The organism is Glutamicibacter sp. NPDC087583, from assembly GCF_044743685.1.
Classification (GTDB): domain Bacteria; phylum Actinomycetota; class Actinomycetes; order Actinomycetales; family Micrococcaceae; genus Glutamicibacter.
This window is the reverse complement of the sequence record NZ_JBIUWY010000001.1, coordinates 1,048,105-1,065,242: the sequence shown is the minus strand read 5'-3', so window position 1 is coordinate 1,065,242 and position 17,138 is coordinate 1,048,105. Positions and strand designations below refer to the sequence as shown.

The window sequence follows — 17,138 nt, the reverse complement described above, 5'->3', positions numbered from 1 at the left end:
TTTGGAAGTCGTGTTCTGGCCAATGTGGCGGAACCGCAGTTGAGGGGAAGTAGCTTCGCGTGGATCGCAGAATCTTTGGTCTGGAAACCGAATTCGGGCTGAATTATGTCCCGTCGGATGGGCGCCGGCTCACCCCGGAGGATGCCGCACGGCACCTGTTCAAGCCGGTAGTCAGCTGGGGGCGCAGTTCGAATGTGTTCCTGGAGAACGGCTCGCGCCTCTACCTGGATGTGGGCTCGCACCCGGAGTACGCCACCGCGGAATGCGACCAGCTCAAGCAGCTGATCGCCCACGACCGCGCAGGGGAGGCGTTCATGCTGGACCTCGTTGACCAGGCAGAGGACCAGCTGGCCGAGGAAGGCCACGAAGGCCGGATCTACATGTTCAAGAACAATGTGGACTCCGCCGGGAACTCCTATGGCTGCCACGAGAACTACCTGATTCCACGCAAAATCGAGTTCAAGCGCCTCGCTGACATGCTCATCCCTTTCCTCGTCACCCGCCAGCTATTGTGCGGTGCCGGGCATCTGATCACCGATGAAGAGCAGACCAAGTACGTCTTCTCCCAGCGCGCCGATCACATGTGGGAGGGGGTCTCCTCGGCCACAACGCGCTCGCGTCCGATCATCAATACCCGCGATGAGCCGCACGCCGATGCCGAGTACCACCGCCGGCTGCATGTCATAGTGGGCGACTCGTCGATGAGCGAAACCACCCAGCTGCTGAAGATCGGCGCCACCGACCTGGTGCTGCGCCTGATCGAATCCGGCGAAATCTACCACGATCTGCGACTGGAAAACCCGATTCGCTCCATCCGCCAGATCTCCCACGATTTCACTGGCCAGACCGTGGTGCGGCTCATGGGCGGCGACGAACCGACCGCACTGCAGATCCAGTGGATCCTCTTCGAATCCGTCAAGGAATTCATCGCCCGCCACGGCGCGCACCACGACCAGGTGGATACCGTCCTGGAATTGTGGGAACGCACGCTGAACGCAGTGGAAAGCCAGGACTTCTCGCTGATCGACCGGGACATCGACTGGGCGATCAAGCACAAGCTGCTCACGGGCTATGCCCAGAAGAACTCCCTGGAGCTCTCGGCGCCACGGATCGCGCAGCTGAACCTGACTTACCATGACATCGACCCGCAGCGCGGCCTGTTCCACCTGCTCAAGCGCCGCGGCCTGGCCAGCGCAGTCGTCTCCGACGCTGAAATCAATCAGGCTGTGAACAACCCGCCAGCCACGACACGCGCGGCACTGCGAAGCAAATTCATTCGCGCCGCCCGCGCCAATGGGCGACGCTATAGCGCCGATTGGGTCCACATGAAGTATGAGGATGGCCCGGGCGGAATTGTGCTGTGCAAGGACCCGTTCGCAACCACCAATTCACAGATTGACGAGCTCATTGAGCTGATGGGCCAGCAGCTTTAGCTAGCTGGAAACAAGTATTTACACAGCAAAAACCTCTAAGCTGGACGCAGATCATTACGGGCCTTGCCCTGTGCAAGCCCGCAATGCATGACCAGCTAGTCCAACCGGAAAGAAGATTCGTGCGAAAAGTTTTGGCAGTATGCGCCACCGCGTCCATCCTTGCCCTGGCGTCCTGCGGTTCGGGTTCGTCATCCCTGAGCGGCATCGACGTCAAGCCAGCAGAAGATAGCAAGTCCGCACCTGAGGTCAAATTCGATGCGCCGCTCCTGACCGAAAAGTCAGAAGCAGTCACCGTGGTGGAGGGCGAGGGTTCCGACATCAAGGAAGGCGACACCATCCAGATCCAGTCGGGCCTGTACAAGACCATCGACGGCCTGCTGACCAATGAGAACTTCACTGCTGATCCGGCTCCCATGAAGGTTGACGAGACGCTCAAGGAGCAGATGCCCGAGCTCTACGAAACCCTGCTGAAGTCCCAGATTGGCGACTGGATCGCTTACGCAGCCATCGAAGGCGTTCAGCAGCCGGACGGGTCCATCGCCGAACCGGCCGAAGGCTCGCGTGCCGAACGGCTGATCGTGATCAAGATTGCGGACTCCAAGAGCCCTAGCCAGACGATGGGCAAGGAAGAAGTCCAGCAGCTCAAGGACGACGGCAAGCTCCCCACCGTGAAGACCGGCAAGGGCGATCCGCAGATCACCATCCCCAAGGACACCGAAGCCCCGGCAGGCCTGGCAGCGGACGTCCTTGAAGAAGGCGACGGCCCAGCGGTTGGCCAAACGTCCAAGGTCACTGCCCACTACCACGGCGTGCGCTGGGAAGATGGCAAGAAGTTCGACGGCAACTTCGGCAACGAAGAAGGCTTCGAAGCCGATATGGCCGGCGGAGTCATCCAGGGCTGGCTGCAGGGCTTCCAGGGTCTGAAGGAAGGCAGCAAGGTCTTGCTGACTGTCCCAACGGACTTGGCCTACGGCGAAACAGCTGAAGCCCAGGGGCGTCCTGCAGGACCACTGGTCTTCTACGTAGAATTAGACAAGGTAAGCGAAAGCAAGTAACAGAAAGGCCGTGACTATGTCGTTCGGAGAACGCAACTACGACCGCACCAAGCCGGAGATCGATTTCCCGGGCACCGACGCTCCTGAAGAACTGGTCATCACCGACCTGGTCGAGGGAACCGGCGCCGAGGTCACCCCAGGCACCACCGTTGAAGCGCACTATGTAGGCGTTGCCTGGTCCACCGGCGAAGAGTTCGACTCTTCCTGGGGCCGCGGGCAGACCCTCGACTTCCCAGTGGGTGTCGGAATGGTTATCCAGGGCTGGGACCAGGGCCTGCTGGGCATGAAGGTCGGCGGCCGTCGCCGACTGGATATCCCATCGCACCTGGCCTACGGCGAGCGTGGCGCCCCAGGCGCCATTGCGCCTAACGAAGCACTGATTTTCGTTGTGGATCTGATGGGCACCAAGTAATTCCAAGTGCTGGCAATGGCCTCGATTAAATAATCGGGGCCATTGCTGTCCCAGAAGTCATCCTTATCGGCGAAAGTTGGTTAGTCTAGGCACGTGAGCACAAAGCAATCCCCGGGACCCAGCAAGGCAGAACGCCTGACCAGCCTCATCTATGCGCTGGCAACTAAATCACGGAAGTTCAACGCCGACCGCATTGGATCCTATTTGGTGCCAGGCGGTACCAAGGAGACCCGAGAGAAGGCGCTGGATCGCCTCAAGGACGATATCCGCAATGACTTCGGGTTGCAGCTGGACAAAGAAGTAATCGACGATGTTACGTACTACAGCATCGACACGACCGAGTGGTTCTTGCCGCCGGTGGAATTCAGCCCCGCAGAAGCCGGCCTGGTCGCATTGGCCGCGAGCCTTTGGAAAGACACCAAGCTCCAGTCATTGGGGCTCAATGCCGCGGCCCGAGTCACCGGCCATGATGGCGTGGCCTCGCCGGTCGCTCCGTTGGCCGGCTCATTGGTACCACGCCTTTCCATGGATGAACCGAACTTCCGCGAATGCGCCCTGGCGGTCTTCAACCGCAACACGCTCAAGTTCGCCTATACGTCCTCTGGCGGCGCACAGAGCGAACGAATTGTTGATGTGTGGGGGATCGGGCAGCGCTACGGCAACTGGTACTTCACCGGCTATGACCACACGCGGAAAGATACCCGTGTCTTCCGCCTCTCGCGGGTTCAGGGCAAGTTCACGAATTACCGGCATGGCGGCGCTAACGCCGACGGGCAGTACCACGCCCGCCCCCAGGATTTCGACATGACCCAGGTCTTGCAGGATTTCGACCTGCAGAATCCGGGACTGGTGGCAACGGTGCGGCTCTTGGGCGATGAAGCAATCCCGCTGCGCGCCCAGGCAGTAAATGGCCGCAGCGATCAGGATGAGCTGCAGATCGGCTATGCGGATCCGCATTCATTTGCCCAGCAGCTGGCAGCTTATGGTCCGGCCGTGAAAGTCCTGGAACCCTCCGAACTGGTGGCCCAGGTGCGCCGGATTCTGCGCGACGCGCGCAGCTCCCAGACCAGCCAGGGCAACCAGGATGCCTACGCAGAGGTGAAGTTCCGTCCGCATCGCGCCACCGGCCGTGGCACCACCACAACTCAGGTCATGCGAAATATCGACATGATCCAGTATGTGCACGCCCATGGTGCCGTAGAAATCGAAGCGCTGGCAGAACGCTACTCCATGAGCGTTGCCAAGGTTCGTGAAGAGCTGGCCATGATCATGATGTGCGGTGTCCCGTACGGCCAGCATGACGAACTGATCAACGTCAATGACGGCGACGTTGAATCCGATACCGTTACGATCTCCAATGCAGCCCTGCTGGCCGAGCCGCAGAAGCTGGCGCCGCTGGAAGCAGTAGCCGTGCTCGGCGGGCTCAACGCCCTGGCAAGCATTCCCGAGTTCGAGCACCAGCAGGTGCTCGACGCGGCACTGGCCAAGGTGAATTCCGCGGTGGCCCGTTTTGACGGCTGGAGCGGGGCGCTGGGCTTCGCACTGTCCAAGGCGCGCGAGAACGATATTCCGCAGCAGCTGATTCAGGCGATTCGTTCCCAAGACGTCGTGAGCATCGATTATTACTCGGCCCGTTCGCGAACTCACCAGGTTCGCGATGTGGAACCGATCCGGCTCATTGAAGACGGAGCGGTGCAGTACCTGCGGGCTTGGTGCCGAAAGCGCCAGAGCCTATTAACTTTCCGGGTGGACCGGATGTTAAGTGTGGAAACTGCCGGTGAACAATTCGAGCTGGCGGCTCGGCATGAAGACCAGCAAGATGTCCAGATCCGGTATGCCTCCAACGACGATGACTTAGAGGTCATGGTCTATGTAGACGCCGAGATCTTACCGGTTATCGAAGCTTTCCATCCTCTTTCCTGGTCCACGGGGAAGGTCGGTACGGGGTATCTGGCCAACGTCCGGTTCTCGGATCACCAGGTAGCTGCGCCGCTCGTGGCTCGCCATAGCGGTAAACTGACTGTGGTCTCTCCTGACGCTACGCGCGAACAGGTAGTGAACTGGTTGGACGAGGCTATCGCAATGTATGAGGATTAATAGATGCTTCCTTGGTGGTTTTGGGTACTTTTGTGGACTGTGCTCGTTTTGGCGACAATACTTGTTGCGGCACTTGCCGGCTTCCGTTTGTTCAAACGGGGAATGGCGGTCGTCGAGGGCCTGGGCGACGCTGCGGATCACATCAGCGCCGGTTTAAGCCAGGAGGGCACCGTCGTCGAGTACGCTGCGAACCCTCGTCGCTACCCGCACGGAACCGATGCCACGCACGCGGATCCGGAGAAGATCAAAAAGCTTCGCGATAAGGGCAAAGCTGAAAGAATCGAGGCGCGTCGAGTTCGCCGCGTCGCACGTCGCGCACAGCGCGGCCAAGCTCAGAACATGCGCGATCTTGGCTTGTTCTGACGTAGACTTTAGATAGAGAGAAGGGAATCCACATGGGTGGCTTACAGGGATGGCATTTGGTCATCATTATCGTGCTTGCACTGCTGCTTTTCGGCGCTCCAAAGCTTCCAGGCTTGGCTCGCTCGATGGGCCAGTCGCTGCGCATTTTCAAGTCCGAGGTTCGCCAGATGAAGGATGATGATCCTAAATCTGAAACCGTTGATGGCACCATCAATGATCCGAACCCCAACGAAAAGAACAACTCGTAGACCTCTTCAGTGGCAACAAATAAAGACAAGAACCCGCGCAGCAAGAAGAAGCGGGCCAAGGACGCAGAAGGTCGGATGGCTCTCAAAGAGCATCTGATTGAAGCACGGAACCGGTTATTCAAGTCGCTCATCGCGCTGACCTTGGGCACGGTAGCCGGTTTCTTCGTATACGACTGGCTGCTTGCCTTGCTGATCGCGCCTGTGAAAGCTGCCGGCGGCTCGGTAGTGTTCACCGCGGTGATGTCACCCTTCGACATCATGATCAAGGTGGCGCTGTTCGTCGGCCTGATCGTTTCCTCGCCGGTGTGGCTCTACCAGCTGTGGGCATTCATCGTGCCGGGACTGAAAAAGAACGAGCGCCGATTGAGCTACAGCTTCGTAGCAGCCGCGGTTCCGCTGTTCCTTGGCGGCGTGGCGATGGCCTACTTCGTTCTTCCGTTTGCGCTGGAATTCTTCATTAGCCTGTCGCCGGAGAACTCGGATAACCTGCTGAACATTTCCGAGTACCTGCCGTTTATCTTCCGCCTGCTCCTGGCATTCGGCTTGGCCATGCTGGTACCGGTACTGATGGTTGGCCTGAACATGGTTGGCGTCCTGCCAGCCAAGCTCATCTTGAAGAACTGGCGTATCACCGTCTTCCTCATCGCCCTGGTTGCCGCTATGGCAGCACCAGGCGGCGATGCAATCACCATGTTCGCGTTGGCTGGACCGTTGTTCCTCACCTTCGCCGTTGCCACCTTGATCTGCCACTTCAACGACAAGAAGCGCGCAAAGAAGCTGGCGGCACGGGAAGCCGAGAATGAACGCCTAGCAGCTGGTGAAACTTCTGGCATTGAAACCCCTAGCTCGATTGACGAACCTAAATCCCAGCTCTGAACCAGGGCAAGAAAGTGAACGACCACAAGTGACTTCACCCGCGGAACGCTACGCGAATTCCAAGGCACGGCAGGTCGAAAACGGCACTGCACTTCCTGGATTCCGGGCAAGCATCTCCTTCGACCTGGATCCATTCCAGGCCGAAGCTTGCCAGAAGGTCGCAGAAGGGCACAGCGTACTGGTCGCTGCGCCCACCGGCGCCGGAAAAACTGTTGTTGGCGAATACGCCATCTACCAGGCTCTAGGCGAGAACCGCAAGGCTTTCTACACCACGCCCATCAAGGCGCTGAGCAACCAGAAGTATTCGGAACTGGTCAATCGCTATGGAGCGCAGAAGGTCGGGTTGCTGACCGGCGACACCTCCATCAACTCCGAAGCGCAGATCGTCGTCATGACCACCGAAGTGCTGCGCAATATGCTGTACGCGGATTCCCAAACCCTCGACGGCTTGGGCTACGTGATCATGGATGAGGTCCACTACCTCGCCGATAAATTCCGTGGTGCCGTATGGGAAGAAGTCATCATCCATCTGCCGTCCAACGTGCAGATCATTTCACTCTCGGCAACCGTGTCCAACGCCGAGGAATTCGGTGGCTGGCTGGATACCGTCCGGGGCCAGACCGATGTCATCGTCTCCGAGCATCGCCCGGTGCCGCTCTTCCAGCACGTCATGGTCGGCCCTAACGTGGTCGACCTGTTTGCCGAAGACGTAGCCTTCGACAAGGTGGCTGAAGACGATTCAAAGGCCTCGGTCAACCCCGAACTGCGAAAACTCGTACGCTCCCACAGCCCTGGCGGCCGAGTGCAGCGCGGCCGGGGTCGCGGCGGCCGCGGCCCCCAGCGCAGTTCAGGCATGGGGCACCGCATCAACCGTCCAGCGGTTATCGGGAAGCTTGACCGGGCTGCTCTGCTGCCAGCTATCTTCTTCATTTTCTCCCGCAAGGGCTGCGATATGGCCGTGCAGCAGTGCGCCATGGCTGACCTGCGCCTGACGACCAATGAAGAAGCCGCCGAGATCGCGCAAGCGCTGGATGAAGTCGCCTACCGGATCCCCAGCGAAGACCTGGACGTACTGGAATTCTGGTCCTGGCGCGATGGTCTGGTTCGCGGCTTCGCTTCCCACCACGCCGGCCTGCTCCCGATCTTCAAGGAAATCGTTGAAGACCTCTTTGCACGCAACCTGATCAAGGTGGTGTTCGCAACCGAGACCCTGGCACTGGGCGTGAACATGCCAGCACGCTCGGTCGTGCTGGAAAAACTGGTCAAATTCAACGGCGAATCCCACGTGCAGATCTCTTCGGGGGAGTACACCCAGCTCACCGGCCGTGCCGGGCGCCGCGGCATTGACGTCGAAGGCCATTCAATTGTTGTCTGGAACCCCGACCTGGAACCGGAATCCTTGGCAGGACTCGCTTCGAAGCGAACCTATCCGCTGAATTCCTCGTTCCGTCCGACCTACAACATGTCCACCAACTTGCTGGCGCAGTTTGGCCGTGAACAGACTCGTCAAATCCTCGAAACCTCCTTTGCCCAGTACCAGGCGGACCGTTCCGTGGTGGGCATGGCGCGCCAGGTGCGTTCCAAGGAAGAATCCCTGGCCGGCTACGCCAAGTCGATGGAATGCCATCTCGGAGATTTCATCGAGTACCTGAAACTCCAACGAAACCTGGCCCAGGTCGAGAAGAACGCTGCGAAGGACCGCCGCCACGAGCGCCGTTCGGCAGCTGAGCAGTCCCTGCAGGCCGTGATCCGCGGCGACGTGGTGGACCTGCCAGGTGGCCGCCGCTTCGGCCGCGCCGTGGTTGTCGAGCTTGATAAGGCCATGTACAACCCGCGACACACCGTGCTGACCGAAGAAGCGCAGCTTCGCCGGCTCTCGGTGGAAGACCTCAACGGACCAGTGCAGATCATTTCGCGGATCAAGATTCCCAAGGGGTTCAACGGGCGCACACCGAAGGAGCGCCGGGACCTTGCTTCATCCTTGCGCAACGCGATCTACGAGTCGCGTCCTCCACGCCAGGACGCCCAGAGCTTCGATTTCGAAGGCTCGGATTCCTTCGAGCGTGAAATCAACGCACTGCGCCTGGAGCTCAAGGACCATCCTTGCCACGCCTGCTCGGAGAAGGACCAGCACATGCGCTGGGCCGACAGGTACTGGAAGCTGAAGAAGGACACGGACAAGGCTCGTCGCGCCATCCGCGGGCGAACCAATACCATTGCCACGCAGTTCGACAAGGTCTGCAAAGTGCTCGAGCAGTTCGAATACCTCGTGCCTTCCGAGGGCGGCGAAGATTTCGCGCTGACCGACTCGGGCCGCCGCCTGCGCCGCATCTATGGCGACCGAGATCTGCTCACCAGCCAAATCCTGGAGACCGGCAAGCTCACGCAGCTCAATGCGGAAGAACTCTGCGCGGTTGTCGCCAGCCTGGTCTACCAGGCACGCCGCGACGGGGACCGTGCCGATCCGAAAATGCCAACGGGCAAGATCGATGACATCTGGAATAGCACCATCAGGATTTGGGGCGAGCTATCGGACGCTGAAGAGGCCTTGGGCCTTGACCCGACCGCTCCACCGGAATCCGGTTTGATCTGGCCAATGTACAAGTGGGCCCGCGGTTCGAGCCTGAACAGCGCGCTGCGCGGTACCGATCTGGCACCGGGTGACTTCGTGCGCTGGGCCAAGCAGGTCATCGACACATTGGACCAGTTCGCAAAGAATAGCGACCTTCCGCCATTGCTGGTTCGCAATGCCTACAAGGCAGTAGACCAGATCAAGCGCGGTGTAGTGGCCTACTCGAACGTGCTGGACTAGCCAGCAGGTCCAGCCGAAAAACTTATTAGCCAGTGCACGAGAAAAGGGAGACGCTGATGGCAAAAACACTCTACCGAAACGGGTCCATCTACTCAGCGGCCGATCCATTTGCTACCGCAATGGTGGTGGACGGCGACACCATTTCATGGTTGGGCGGCGAGGACGCAGCCGAGCGCCACGCGTCTGCCGTCGACGAAGTGGTCGACCTCAATGGTGGTTTGATTACCCCGGCGTTCGTCGAATCCCACACGCACCTTGCCGCCTTGGGCCGCACCCTTTCGGGAGCCGATTTGGGTGCAGCAACCTCGGCTTCTTCGCTGCTTTCGCTCGTCGCCGAGCAGGCGCAGAAGTCGACCAAGCTGGTCCTGGCTCAGGGGTGGGACAACTCGAACTGGGCTGACCAGCAGCTGCCCGCGGAAACCGACCTGACCAGTGCCGCGGAAGGCCGCGGCTATTACCTGGCGCGTCGCGATGTGCACAGTGCCCTGGTCAATCGGGAACTGCTGGATCTGCTGGACCTGGGCCACCTCGCCGCTGGCATCATTTCTGGTGCGGATCACGACGCCGTGCGTGAAGCACTCACCAATACGCAGAAGGCCGAACAGGAATACCAGCGCCTGGCACTGGAGCACTACGCCTCGCGTGGTTTCGCCAGCGTTGTGGAGATGGCGGCCCCGCATATTGAGGGCCGAGAGGCGCTGGAGCAGTTGCTGGCCATCGACAACCCTGAACTGCCGCAAGTCCATGCCTACTGGGGCGAACTGGTTAGCGATGCAGACATCGCCCAGGAGCTGGTCGCATCCTTCCCAACGGGAAAGGTGCTGGGCTTGGGTGGCGATCTTCGCGTGGATGGTTCGCTAGGCAGCCACACGGCGTACCTGCGCGAAGACTACAGCGATCAGCCGGGCGAACGCGGCACCCTGTATCTGAAGCGTGACGAAATTGCGGCCCACCTGGTCGCTTGCAGTTCCCGGGAGATCCAGGCCTCGTTCCATGTGATCGGAGACGGCGCCCTGGACGAGGTGTTGGCAGGTTTTGACCTGGCTGCTGAGCAGATTGGGGCAGCTAAGCTGCAGATGTGCCGGCACCGTCTGGAGCATGTCGAGATGGTTGATGAAGACTCGCGGGCCCGTTTGCTGCAGTACGCCATCATGGTTTCGATGCAGCCGGTCTTCGACCAGGCGTGGGGCGGCTCGAACGGCATGTACGCGCAGCGCCTGGGGGTGCGCGCAGCATCGATGAACAACCTCTCCGCTATGCTTTCGGCTGGTGTGCCAATGGTGCTTGGCTCTGATGCTCCGGTAACGGAGGTTGATGGCTGGCAGGTTGTTCGCGCCGGCATGAACATGACGAATGCTGAGGCTCGCATTTCGGCTCGTGCGGCCTTCTTGGCTCAAACCCGATCCACCTACCGCGCCATGGGCGAGATGAACCCGTTCGCCGGGCAGCTCGTGATCGGCGCGCCGGCGACTTTTGCAGTGTGGACTGCCTCTGAACTTGCTGTGCAAACTCCGGACGTCCGAATCAGTTCTTGGAGTACCGATGCACGAGCTGGAACTCCGATGCTTCCGGTCGTTGATGAGGAAATTCCGCAGTGCCTGCGTACAGTACGCGCTGGAATCACGCTTTTCAATACCCTTGAGCCAAGCGAATCGGCTTAAAGCGAAACAGATGCTCAATAAGCAGAATGAATTCGCAAAATTTGCCCTGACTAGTGGTGTCTAGGTAAAGAGTGAAGTCATTTGATGGTTGACAGCCTAGGTGGGGTACCCACTAGGCTGGTCTAAGCGCCTCTTCGAGATGCACATGCATTGCGTTGGAAACTACGCAATTTAAACAACGATCCTCAGTGACCTTAGATAACATTCTCTGTGCCTTTCGGCGTGGAGAATAGGGCCGAAGTCACTGAGGATCGTTCGTTAATGCGGTGTCTCCAGCGCGCTGATTGGCAAATGATGACTATACTTTGAGTTTGGATTAACTCTTTTCGACCCGGTGTCCTGCATAAGCCATGCAGTCGACGCCGAGCAGGCAAGAGGCTTTGTGTTGTATACCCAGAAAGGTGCCGCCGCGTGCGCGTCATTACAATCATTCCGACTTACAACGAACTGGAGTCGCTCCCGCTGACCGTAGGACGCTTGCGTACCGCAGTTCCTGACTCGGATGTATTGATCGTTGATGATAACTCGCCTGACGGCACCGGAGAACTTGCAGACAAGATGGCTGCTGAGGACTCGAATATCCACGTATTGCACCGTACCGGCAAGGATGGCCTGGGAGCCGCCTACATTGCAGGTTTCGAATGGGCGTTGGCTCGCGACTACGACGTACTGGTAGAGATGGATGCCGATGGCTCGCATATGCCAGAGCAGCTTCCACGCCTTTTGGAAGCCAGTGCCGCGGGCGCAGATCTCGTAATCGGTTCGCGTTGGGTCAAGGGCGGCGAAGTCGTGAACTGGCCAATGCTGCGCAAGATCATCTCGCGCGGCGGCAGCTTCTACTCGCGCACCATGCTGGGCTTGCCTCTGCGCGACATCACCGCAGGCTACCGCGCCTTCAAGCGCGAAACCCTGGAAGCAATCGATTTTGACGCCGTTGAGTCGCGCGGCTACGGCTTCCAGGTGGACATGACCTTCCGCGTGGCCATGCTGCGCAAGACGATCGTTGAAGTTCCCGTGACCTTCGTAGAGCGCGAACTGGGCGCGTCGAAGATGAGCGGCAACATTGTGTTCGAAGCAATGTGGAATGTCACCCGCTGGGGCTTGGGCGCCCGGTGGAAGAAGCTGACTTCCAAGAAGTAATACCCGTGGTTAAGCGAACTGGCGTGCAACGATGGATCGTTGCACGCCAGTTCGCTTAACCAGGAATCATCATCAGGTCTCGGGCAGGCAGTGAAATACAAACCAGCCCACCGCCCCAAAGGCGGACTGTGCAGGATGAAGATAGCTTCTACGAAGCTGCTTAGGCCGGCGGCGCTGGCCGCGCAATTTCATGCAGGCTCTTTGACGCAGTTGAAAATACTGGGCGTGGTCTTTGAGCCCCATAGCAGACAGGCAAAAGAGTGAGGGCTGGGTTTGATAACCATCGGTCATCAAACCCAGCCCTCAACCAAGCCCCTACGGCCATGCTAAGGCAGCATGGAACCGTGCGTGGGGGAGATTAGGCAGTTTCCCCGCGAGCAGCGCGCAGCTGCTGGAGGCGGTCTGCCAGAGTCTTTTCCAGTTCTTCTTCGGAACGGCGCTCAAGAAGCATGTCCCAGTGGGTACGGACAGGCTTTTCATTGCCCGGTTCTTCGGCCTTGGCTTCGCCGTGGACGAGCTTGGCTTCCTTACCGGTCTTGGTGTGCCAGGTTGCTGGAATTTCAGCTTCGGCAGCAAAGACGACGAAGACGGTCTCGCCCTCTTCGGTACGGTATTCCACACGCTGACGGGCAGCCGGCTCCACACCTGCCTCAGATTCCATGCTCTGTGCACCCAGGCGCATGCCTCGTAGGCTGCGATCGCTCATGTTTTCCCTCCGCGATGATTGAAGAATTCGCTACACGTACCAACGTTTGGCACTCGGAAATAATTCCCTCCGACTAGAGGTGAAGATAATTCTTGGTGCCAAAACATCCATTATACGCGTCTGCGGCGAGGTGCATTGTATGCACCTCGCCGCAGACGGCTAATCGGTTCTAAACCAGCTGTTGCTACAGGTTGCTACCTGGGGCCGATGGCGATTCCGGAGTGGCAGGCTTGCTGCCCGATCCGTTGCCGCCCAGCGCTCCGCCGATGCCCTTGAGTGCTTCGGTCAGTTCGCTTGGAATCACCCACAGGGTATTCGAAGTGCCTTCGGCAAGCTTCGGCAGAGTCTGCAGGTACTGGTAGGCGAGCAACTCATGGTCCGGCTTGCCGGCGTGAATTGCATCGAAGACCTTCTGGATGGCCTGGGACTCGCCGTCAGCGCGCAAGATTGCGGCCTGTGCATCGCCCTCGGCTTCGAGGATGGAAGCCTGGCGTGCGCCTTCGGCAGTAAGGATGGAGGACTGCTTGGTGCCCTCAGCGGTCAGGATGGCAGCACGGCGGTCACGCTCGGCGCGCATCTGCTTCTCCATCGAGTCCTGGATGGACAGCGGTGGATCGATAGCCTTCAGCTCGACACGGGAAACACGGATGCCCCACTTGCCGGTTGCCTCGTCAAGGACACCACGCAGCTGGCCGTTGATCTGGTCGCGGCTAGTCAGGGCCTCTTCCAGATTCAGGCCACCGACGACATTACGAAGCGTAGTGGTGGTCAGCTGTTCTACGGCCTGGATGTAGTTAGCGATTTCATACGTCGCGGCACGCGGCTCGGTGATCTGGAAGTAGACCACGGTATCAATCGAAACTACCAAGTTGTCCTCGGTAATAACTGGCTGCGGCGGGAAGGAAACAACTTGTTCACGCAGGTCCAGCAGCGGCAGCAAGCGATCCACAAAGGGGATCAGGATTGTCAGACCGGGATTTAGGGTTCGGTTGTACTTGCCGAGGCGCTCAACGATGCCAGCACGTGCCTGCGGCACGATGCGCACGCTGCGCAGTAGGACGACAATCACGAAGATTGCCAGAACGACAAGCACAATAGTCAAGCCAAAACCATCTGAATTCATGGTTCGTACTCTCTTTCCTTGTGCAGTAGTGATGAATTTGGGGGCGTCAGGCTAGCTAGCCGTTAGCAGGGTCAGGGGACTTCGCGGTGAGGTATGCAGTTGCCCCGTCGATACGTGAAACCACGGCATAGGTGCCGGGATTCATGGTCGGAACGCTGGATTCAGCACGGGCGGTCCAGATCTCTCCACGGATCTTGGCCGAACCCGACATGCGCGAGGTCGGCTCGAGAATAAGTGCATCCGCACCGATTAATCGCTCGATATTGGTGCGGAAGCCCTCGGGTGATTTCCGTAAATGTTTGACGGCAATAGGTCGAACCAGGAAGATCATCAACAATGAAATGACGCAGAATACAAGGACCTGCAACCACATGGGTCCACTGAGCAGTGCGACCGCTACACCACCAAGGGCACCTACGCCGAGCATGATGAAGTAGAGATCAAGAGAAAGCATCTCGATGATCGCCAGCAGCAAGAACAGTGCCAGCCAGATCACCCAAGCGTTGCTGATGATCCATTCGGCTGTTGTCATGGCATTCACCTAAATTCTGTTAGGACATTGACCAGTCGTAACTGGTCTTTCCTACATTCTGCCGTAGAAGGCAGATAAAAGGTGTAGTCATTTTGGGGTATCTTCTAGCCCTGCGTGACGAATGCGTGTACTCCAAAGGAAGCTGTTACAGGCTGGGAACCCAACGCCAGCGTCTGCTGATGAAGAATTTCAGGGGAGAGGTGGTGCCCGGACGGACCCATGAATGCAAGGTTATAGAGATCGTCCGCATTCAGGTTCATCCGATATGTCAGATTCTTGGATCCGCGATGATTAAGGCCTTCAGCCGCAAATTTTTCCACCAAGGCGGCTTGCTTGCCCTGTCCTACGGTGAGCATGCCCAGCGGGTCGACGACTTCGTTGAGATGATCTGGTTCGCCGGTCACGACAATGCATAATCCACCAGTACGCAGTACACGTTGGAACTCTGCCGGGTTATGCGGTGCGAAGCAGTTGATCACCACATCGCGTGATCGGTCGGCAGTAGGCAATTTGCGCCAGACATCCCAGACCACAGCGAGCGTGCTTGGAACCTTCGCGGCACGACGCATGGCAAAGCGGGAGATGTCCAGAGCCAAAGCATCAAGTTCAGCAGCAGGAGAGTTCTCTAGAATCTTCCCCAGGTAGTAGCCGGTACCTGCGCCCGCATCCAGCACGTCAAGCGAATGTCCGTCGTGATGATCATTGATCAGCTCGGACAGCGCGCGCGCCAGAGGCTCATAATGTCCCTTTGACTGGAAAGCATCGCGGGCTTGGACCATGGCCGAGGTGTCTTCGAGGAAGTTCGTTCCTCTGCCAGTAAGGAAGTTGAAGTAACCCTGTTTGGCAGCATCAAAACGATGCCCGGCTTCGCAACTCAGGGTTCTATCCCGAGATTCCTCGAAGCCAAGGGGTTGCTCGCAGACCGGGCAAGTAACGTTCGTGGTGCCGGAGAACATTAGAATTTCAGAACCTCTTGTGCCGTTGCAACGTCCATGCTTTCATGGCGCCACAGTTCGGATTCGTTAATCAAGGAGCGGGTAAGTGCTTTGTCGATATAGACAGTGCCCGACAGATGATCAGTTTCGTGCTGGACAATGCGGGCCTGCCAACCGGAGAAGCTTCGAGTTATTTCCTGGCCGTCCCGATCTTTATAAGTGGCGGTGATATCGGCGGCCCGGCTCACTACGCCTTGGAATCCTTCGAAAGACAGGCAACCTTCGTAGAAGACTGCCGCGCGCTCTGTTGATGCCGTATATACGGGGTTGAAGATCTCGAAGTACTCCAGCGGCTCACGCTCTCTGTGCGAGGCAGCTTCCTCCGGAATGGGATAGAGATCTTCGAGCACGGCAATCTGCAGGGGGATACCCACCTGAGGAGCGGCGAGTCCTACGCCAGGGGCGTCGTACATGGTCTGGCGCATTGCTTCAAGGAGTTCTTCGAGCAGTTCCTGCGGAAGCTGCTGCTCGTAGGCCACCGCCTGCTGGCGGAGAACGGGATGTCCCAGCTGGACAATAGGCAGTATGAGGTTCTCATCTGCAGTCTCCAGGACTTCTCGAACTATATTCTCGATGTCCTGTGCGGTGTACTCGGTGTTCATCGGCAAGCGCTAGTCCGTTCGTATTCGTTGAGCTGAAGTTGAGCCAGGCGCGAGGTGAGTCGGGCCTTTTCAGTGTCATGCAGCATGTGTCCAAGATTGCCCAGATTGTCTGCGGCGTACAGATGGACTTCCACGTTCTTGTCGTAGAAGATATCGATAAGATTCGCCAGTCGGCGTTCCTCATCCATTGGCATGGTGGCACTAGCTGGGATGCAGGTTACATGCCAGCGCGAATACCGGCTTGCCAAATCCAGATAGTCGGCAGTGTTGCGGCGAGTTCGGCAGATCTGATCGAAGCTGATCCAGATCTCATCCGCATTCACGTGGACTGGCCCGATTTCGTCGTAGCCGATCTGGATCATCGTATCGTGGACCGGCAGTTCTCCTGGTGCTTCGAAGAGATTAAGCGTGCCTCTCCGATACCCGTCCAAGACCTGCTCGGGATCGGCGGCGAGCTGTCGGTAGTCCACCGAATGATCCAGTGAGAATACAGTGAAGTCCCGTTGGATCCGGTCAATAATTGGCTGAACCAGGTGATGGAAAGTGTCATCGTCAAGCAGCTTCTCCGGCCCGTAGTTCGACGTAGTGACCAGCTGGATCTCGTGTTCCGTGCAATGCCGAATGAGCTTGGCCATGAACATCGCGTCGCCAGGTTCGGTGCAATGGAACTCATCGAAGACCAGCAACTGCAGTCCAGCGAGCTCGCGCTCAAGCCCTTGCGAGAAAATCGCGCCCAGCGGCTGGCCCGGGACACGGTTGACCGGGGAATTTACGCGCTGGAAGAACTCGTGGAAATGGAAGCGCGCTGTCGTGGTTTCAGGCAGCACCGAGACCAAGGTATTGATGATGAGGGTTTTGCCTCGACCAGGAGGGCCATAAATGTAGACGCCAGGGTGCTTTGCCGTCATCGTCGTACGCAAAGTACGTCCTAGAAGGTCGATCAGATCACTCTGAACCGGGTCAACTTCGATACCTTGCAGCTTGAGAGCTTCGCGGATCTGAAGAGCGTACTTATTCCCGTGGGGAATGCGTAGCAACGGATTAGCCATATCTAAATTTTGCCACTGAGCGCAGACGCGGCCA

16 protein-coding genes are annotated in these 17,138 nt (G+C 58.4%); 10 read left to right on the top strand and 6 right to left on the bottom strand.

Going from position 1 to position 17,138, the window contains the following annotated elements:
- Window positions 1-59: 59 nt before the first annotated feature.
- From pafA to ACIOU9_RS05015, 10 genes are all read left to right on the top strand, one after another.
- Complete coding sequence (pafA, locus tag ACIOU9_RS05060) at window positions 60-1,433, top strand: Pup--protein ligase (RefSeq protein ID WP_105657839.1); 1,374 nt, start codon at window positions 60-62, stop codon at window positions 1,431-1,433.
- A 119-nt stretch (window positions 1,434-1,552) separates the two neighbouring features.
- Window positions 1,553-2,488, top strand: a complete 936-nt coding sequence (locus ACIOU9_RS05055; protein ID WP_402696180.1) for an FKBP-type peptidyl-prolyl cis-trans isomerase — start codon at window positions 1,553-1,555, stop codon at window positions 2,486-2,488.
- A 16-nt stretch (window positions 2,489-2,504) separates the two neighbouring features.
- The gene (locus ACIOU9_RS05050) at window positions 2,505-2,900 is read left to right on the top strand and encodes an FKBP-type peptidyl-prolyl cis-trans isomerase (protein ID WP_013348985.1); all 396 of its coding nucleotides are present in this window, start codon (window positions 2,505-2,507) and stop codon (window positions 2,898-2,900) included.
- A gap of 93 nt (window positions 2,901-2,993) precedes the next feature.
- Window positions 2,994-4,997, top strand: a complete 2,004-nt coding sequence (locus ACIOU9_RS05045; protein ID WP_402696178.1) for a helix-turn-helix transcriptional regulator — start codon at window positions 2,994-2,996, stop codon at window positions 4,995-4,997.
- Between the two features lie 102 nt (window positions 4,998-5,099).
- Window positions 5,100-5,360: a hypothetical protein gene (locus ACIOU9_RS05040; protein WP_133833372.1), complete on the top strand. Its 261-nt coding sequence runs from the start codon at window positions 5,100-5,102 to the stop codon at window positions 5,358-5,360.
- A gap of 32 nt (window positions 5,361-5,392) precedes the next feature.
- Entirely contained in the window at window positions 5,393-5,608 is a 216-nt protein-coding gene (tatA, locus tag ACIOU9_RS05035; protein WP_105657843.1) for a Sec-independent protein translocase subunit TatA, read from the top strand.
- A 9-nt stretch (window positions 5,609-5,617) separates the two neighbouring features.
- Window positions 5,618-6,484, top strand: coding sequence for a twin-arginine translocase subunit TatC (gene tatC, locus ACIOU9_RS05030; protein ID WP_105657844.1), 867 nt, complete (start codon window positions 5,618-5,620; stop codon window positions 6,482-6,484).
- Window positions 6,485-6,512: 28 nt separating this feature from the next.
- Entirely contained in the window at window positions 6,513-9,296 is a 2,784-nt protein-coding gene (locus ACIOU9_RS05025) for a DEAD/DEAH box helicase (protein WP_402696177.1), read from the top strand.
- A gap of 56 nt (window positions 9,297-9,352) precedes the next feature.
- Window positions 9,353-10,957, top strand: coding sequence for an amidohydrolase (locus tag ACIOU9_RS05020; protein ID WP_105657846.1), 1,605 nt, complete (start codon window positions 9,353-9,355; stop codon window positions 10,955-10,957).
- Window positions 10,958-11,368: 411 nt separating this feature from the next.
- Entirely contained in the window at window positions 11,369-12,097 is a 729-nt protein-coding gene (locus ACIOU9_RS05015) for a polyprenol monophosphomannose synthase (RefSeq protein ID WP_105657847.1), read from the top strand.
- Between the two features lie 358 nt (window positions 12,098-12,455).
- Here the strand turns inward: ACIOU9_RS05015 and ACIOU9_RS05010 are convergent, their stop codons facing one another.
- From ACIOU9_RS05010 to zapE, 6 genes are all read right to left on the bottom strand, one after another.
- Window positions 12,456-12,803 (bottom strand): RNA polymerase-binding protein RbpA, encoded by a 348-nt coding sequence (locus ACIOU9_RS05010; RefSeq protein WP_105657848.1) that lies wholly within the window; start codon window positions 12,801-12,803, stop codon window positions 12,456-12,458.
- 184 nt (window positions 12,804-12,987) lie between these two features.
- Window positions 12,988-13,926: an SPFH domain-containing protein gene (locus ACIOU9_RS05005; protein WP_105657849.1), complete on the bottom strand. Its 939-nt coding sequence runs from the start codon at window positions 13,924-13,926 to the stop codon at window positions 12,988-12,990.
- A 55-nt stretch (window positions 13,927-13,981) separates the two neighbouring features.
- A complete protein-coding gene (locus ACIOU9_RS05000; protein WP_105657869.1) occupies window positions 13,982-14,458 on the bottom strand; it encodes an NfeD family protein in 477 nt (158 codons plus the stop codon).
- A 104-nt stretch (window positions 14,459-14,562) separates the two neighbouring features.
- Window positions 14,563-15,414, bottom strand: a complete 852-nt coding sequence (locus ACIOU9_RS04995) for a putative RNA methyltransferase (RefSeq protein ID WP_105657850.1) — start codon at window positions 15,412-15,414, stop codon at window positions 14,563-14,565.
- Entirely contained in the window at window positions 15,414-16,055 is a 642-nt protein-coding gene (gene def / locus ACIOU9_RS04990; RefSeq protein WP_105657851.1) for a peptide deformylase, read from the bottom strand. The genes ACIOU9_RS04995 and def overlap by 1 nt, the downstream gene beginning before the upstream one ends.
- Window positions 16,052-17,104 (bottom strand): AFG1/ZapE family ATPase, encoded by a 1,053-nt coding sequence (gene zapE / locus ACIOU9_RS04985; RefSeq protein WP_181148991.1) that lies wholly within the window; start codon window positions 17,102-17,104, stop codon window positions 16,052-16,054. Before zapE ends, def begins: the two co-directional genes overlap by 4 nt.
- Window positions 17,105-17,138: the final 34 nt, after the last annotated feature.

Bases quoted from the DNA above. Each gene is read 5' to 3' on its own strand.
- ACIOU9_RS05050 (WP_013348985.1), top strand. From the start codon at position 2,505: ATGTCGTTCGGAGAACGCAACTACGACCGCACCAAGCCGGAGATCGAT.
- ACIOU9_RS05040 (WP_133833372.1), top strand. From the start codon at position 5,100: ATGGCGGTCGTCGAGGGCCTGGGCGACGCTGCGGATCACATCAGCGCC.
- tatA (WP_105657843.1), top strand. From the start codon at position 5,393: ATGGGTGGCTTACAGGGATGGCATTTGGTCATCATTATCGTGCTTGCA.
- ACIOU9_RS05020 (WP_105657846.1), top strand. From the start codon at position 9,353: ATGGCAAAAACACTCTACCGAAACGGGTCCATCTACTCAGCGGCCGAT.
- ACIOU9_RS05010 (WP_105657848.1), bottom strand. From the start codon at position 12,803: ATGAGCGATCGCAGCCTACGAGGCATGCGCCTGGGTGCACAGAGCATG.
- ACIOU9_RS05005 (WP_105657849.1), bottom strand. From the start codon at position 13,926: ATGAATTCAGATGGTTTTGGCTTGACTATTGTGCTTGTCGTTCTGGCA.
- ACIOU9_RS05000 (WP_105657869.1), bottom strand. From the start codon at position 14,458: ATGACAACAGCCGAATGGATCATCAGCAACGCTTGGGTGATCTGGCTG.
- ACIOU9_RS04995 (WP_105657850.1), bottom strand. From the start codon at position 15,414: ATGTTCTCCGGCACCACGAACGTTACTTGCCCGGTCTGCGAGCAACCC.
- def (WP_105657851.1), bottom strand. From the start codon at position 16,055: ATGAACACCGAGTACACCGCACAGGACATCGAGAATATAGTTCGAGAA.
- zapE (WP_181148991.1), bottom strand. From the start codon at position 17,104: ATGGCTAATCCGTTGCTACGCATTCCCCACGGGAATAAGTACGCTCTT.